The sequence below is a fragment of the Pseudoalteromonas sp. TAE79 genome (genome assembly GCF_000498015.1).
Taxonomy (GTDB): Bacteria; Pseudomonadota; Gammaproteobacteria; order Enterobacterales; family Alteromonadaceae; genus Pseudoalteromonas.
This window is the reverse complement of sequence record NZ_AUTL01000089.1, coordinates 1-3,947: the sequence shown is the minus strand read 5'-3', so window position 1 is coordinate 3,947 and position 3,947 is coordinate 1. Positions and strand designations below refer to the sequence as shown.

Genomic DNA, 3,947 nt, shown 5'->3' with positions numbered 1-3,947 from the left:
CTAAGTATAGGGCGTTGCGCTATTTTGCACGCTGACCCACCAATACTGCCGAAACAGGTTACGGTTAGTTGTGTACCTCTAACTTCTTATGGCTTCCTTCAGACCCCACCGTTGGCCAGTGACGCCCTTGCCATTCAGATTATCTTCCCCTTAGTCAGGGTGATAAGGCATCTTTCAGCCTATCGGGTTTGCCAGCTTCGCTGGGCAAACAAAAAAGAGAAGCCGAAGCTTCTCTTATATTTAGCTTTAAGCTAAAAACTTTTCAAGCTCAACACCTTCAAACGCTTTAGGACGACGGCCTCGGCCAGTCCATTCAATAGTCTCACCATTAAGTTCCATGCGGTACTTAGGCTTAACTTTAGTGCGCTTGTCTGATGCTCCATCTTGTAAATCTTCTAGCGTAAGTCCTTTTTCTTTTAAAAGATCCAAAACTTCCTGTTTCGCTTTTTGCTGCTGGGTATATTTTGAAATTGCATCATTGATAAGCTGTTGAGCTTTTTCAAGCTCTGTTAATGATGCTGTTTTAATAAAAGATCGGACTTCTTTCATCTATATCTCGCTAAATTGTGTGATTGGAATTATTTAAATATTCTTTTTTAGTATAAGGCTATTTCTCAGGAATGACTATTACAAGATATAAACTAAATAATCTCTCTATTAAATATACGCTATTAGTCTTACCTTATTAAATTAGGAATAATTTAATATAAATTGTCGATGTATAAGGGAACTTCATTTTATAAAAACATATAGTCGATAAAAAACACTACTAATCCGTTGAATAATAAATCCCAGCTTTCAGTACAATAAAGCAGCTAAGAACTTATATGTAATTTGCAAATATCATTACTTCGACTCAATTAAGAAAGCCACATTATCTATTCTTAGTGTCAGGTGAATATCATCGGAAATTACAAGGTAACAAACTTAAAAATTAAGTGGGTCAGTAAGTACATACAACCCATAATCTAAATTTTGAAGATAAAATAGCAAACCAAATGTAAAAAGGTCAGAAGCATAAGCAACTGACCTTTTATTATAATCGTCAACGTATTAAAGACGAAACATAATCTATAAACGATTCTTAGAAGTTTTGTTCAACTTTTAAAAATACAGCTCGGCCTAAAACATCATATAATGATGTTGAAGCGTCACGTTAACCTCTAGTGCCATCGTTTAGCTGTGGTGCTTCTTTATCAAACACATTGTTCACACCTAGTACAAACTTACCATTCCATTCATGGTTATATGATACTTGGATATTGTGTTTAATATAGCTTGGAATATCAGCTAAATATGTTACACCATACTCTTCATTACCTGAGTCTTGGTCGCCTATGTAGTATGTAGTCCATGCTGCACCAAATGCATCATTTGTCCAATCAAAGGTAACATTACCACGAAGCTCTGGGTACTCTTGCAGACCAGCATAATCAAACGCATCAGCGCCTTTTTCTGTTACTTCTTCAAAGTCGCTTACATAACTTAGCTCACCTTTAAGAGCGAAATTACCAATGCTAGACTCAAACATATAAGCTGTTTTAAAATCAAAACCTGACGTTTCTAAACTCGCCATATTTTGGTCAAAGCTGTACATTACATCAATACGACCTGTGTTTGGATCGCGAACTACTGCAGGGTTAGAACCATTGTCTTGCTCGTCTTTTAATAGGCGCTCAACACTTACAGCTGCAATTCTGTTTTCTAACTTAATATTATAGTAAGAAAGCTCTACAGATAAGTCATCTGTTACATTCCAAACAAAACCTGTTGTAAATGATTCACCTTCTTCTGGCTCAAGATCTGGATTACCACCAAACCAAGTCTTATGTTGCTGTGAAGCATTTGGGTTACAGTAAATAGCATCAGAACCTGCATTGCCTTGCGTATCACACCAAATTGTATCGTAAGCTTTTTCGAAGCTTAATGCCTGACTAGAGAACATTTCGCCCATGTTAGGTGCACGGAACGATTCACCCCAGCTAGCTCGAACTAATAGCGCATCAGAAGGACGCCATGCAACACCAATTTGAGGGGCAACGTTATCGAATGTTCCTGATACAAATTGTGAACCAACGTCACCTTCTTGCTCGTATTTGTCATATCGAACAGCTGCTTTAATATCAACATTGTATGGTAAGTTTACTTGTAGCTCTGAATATACAGATGTTCTGTCACGCTCTGCATTAACATCATCACCACCTGAACCACCTGACACTCGACCAGAGGCCGATTGAGGGTCGCTCATTTGTTCAAATTCTACTTGCTCAAATTCAGCACCAACTACACCAGCAATAGAAACATCACCATTATCAAACAATAATGTAGATGCTACCGTATCAAATTGAGTACTTGTAAAACGAGCTTGATACACACCTGTATGAGCAGCTTGACCATACAAATCCTTCATGCTGCTATCCCAGTCAGCAAAGCTCATTCCTGATGTGTTAAATATATCATACTCACCACTATCAACTAGCTTTTGAACAACATCATCATTTATAAGGTTTGTATTAAATGAATTAGTTGTAGAACGGCTGTGTTGTACATTAAATTCCCAGTCAATACCATTTGCAACATCTACAAAACCGACTAAACCACCCAAGAAATCAATACTATTAATTTCAGTACGAGTATCTCGCTCACCAATGTTAGCTGAGCGCATGTATAGAGTTAAATCTTCGCCTACAGGGTTTAGAGGATTATCAGCCAACATAGTTGGTTGGTTTGTAGATACTGGTGTACCTGCATAGCGAGAATCAGTTTCAGAAAGTGATGCACTCGCGCGACCGCGGAACTTTAAGTTATCAGTGAATTCATAATTGAAATTTGAAAGCATTGAGTTCTGAGTAGTATCACCAAATAACTTGGTTACTGCACCATAGTTATATAAACAACGAGTGCCTCCATCAACCGTGTTATTTGATTCTGCACACATAGTAGGGCTTGTAACCCAACCACTAGCACCATTACCATTTGGAACTGAGCTAAATGACGAATAATCAGCATAAGTCTCATCATTTAATTTCCAAATATCTCTATCGAATACTGATTCAGCATCATAATATTCATAAGTTAATGTAATATTACCCTTCTCACCAGAGTAACCTGTACTTACGTTAAAACGATTTGTATCACCACCTTCAGCACTAGGTATGAATCGCCCCGTGTTTGCCAGAGACTCAATAACTTGAGAAACTGGAACTATGAAAAAATCAAATCGCTATACATCAGAATTTCGTGAACGTGCAATTAGGCTTGTTACCACACAACAGCATGAATACCCTTCTCTTTGGGCTGCGCTAGTATCGATTTCAGATAAACTGGGATGTACCCCAGAAACACTTAGAGCATGGGTCAAGAAATCTCAAGCTCAACCGTCTAAACCCTCTTCTAATACGCCATCAACTGAAGAACGCCTTGCCATCTTAGAGCGCGAGAATAAAGAGCTCAAGCGAACGAATGATATCCTGAGGCAAGCTGCCGCTTTTTTCGCCCAAGCGGAGCTCGACCGCAAACAGAAGTAATAGTGGATTTTATTGATGCTTGCAGAGAGCATTACGGTGTCGAGTCAATTTGCAAGGAATTGCCGATTGCACCATCAACGTATTATTCTCATAAACAGATACAAAGAGAGCCTGAGCGACTGTCTAACCGCAAAAAGCGTGATGCTGAGCTGATAATACTCATTCGCGAAGTGTGGGAGGATAATATGTCAGTTTATGGTGCAAGAAAAATATGGAAGCAGCTACAGCTTGACGACCATCAAGTCGCCCGCTGTACAGTCGAACGATTGATGCGAGTTATGGGAATTCAAGGTGTTCGTCGGGGTAAAGCACATAAGACAACGATACCTGACGAGCAACAAGATAAGCCACTTGATTTAGTTAATCGTCAATTTACTGCTGAGCAGCCAAATCAACTTTGGGTAGCTGACATCACCTATG

Annotated in this window: 4 protein-coding genes, 1 pseudogene and 1 other annotated feature; of the genes and pseudogenes, 3 read left to right on the top strand and 2 right to left on the bottom strand. The window is 38.9% G+C overall.

The features are described 5' to 3' along the window. A pseudogene (locus L655_RS1000000127700) lies at nt 1-255 on the top strand (hypothetical protein); the annotation flags it as partial. On the opposite strand, the gene L655_RS0104325 reads toward L655_RS1000000127700, so the two are convergent. Beyond that, on the bottom strand, nt 247-549 hold the full coding sequence (locus L655_RS0104325; RefSeq protein ID WP_002958250.1) for an H-NS histone family protein: 303 nt from the start codon (nt 547-549) through the stop codon (nt 247-249). The pseudogene L655_RS1000000127700 and the gene L655_RS0104325 sit on opposite strands and share 9 nt — an antisense overlap. A gap of 607 nt (nt 550-1,156) precedes the next feature. After that, nucleotides 1,157-2,938, bottom strand: coding sequence for a TonB-dependent receptor (locus L655_RS01000000125060; RefSeq protein WP_050582185.1), 1,782 nt, complete (start codon nt 2,936-2,938; stop codon nt 1,157-1,159). A 268-nt stretch (nt 2,939-3,206) separates the two neighbouring features. Between L655_RS01000000125060 and L655_RS0104315 the strand changes: the two genes are divergently transcribed. Further along, nucleotides 3,207-3,527 carry a transposase gene (locus L655_RS0104315; protein WP_024604194.1) on the top strand — a complete coding sequence of 107 codons (321 nt, stop codon included), beginning with the start codon at nt 3,207-3,209 and terminating at the stop codon, nt 3,525-3,527. Further along, nucleotides 3,485-3,601, top strand: a sequence feature (AL1L pseudoknot). It overlaps the preceding gene by 43 nt. Further along, nucleotides 3,530-3,947 (top strand): IS3 family transposase (locus L655_RS0104310; RefSeq protein ID WP_139016270.1); only part of this gene is annotated, 418 nt, incomplete at its 3' end. It overlaps the preceding feature by 72 nt.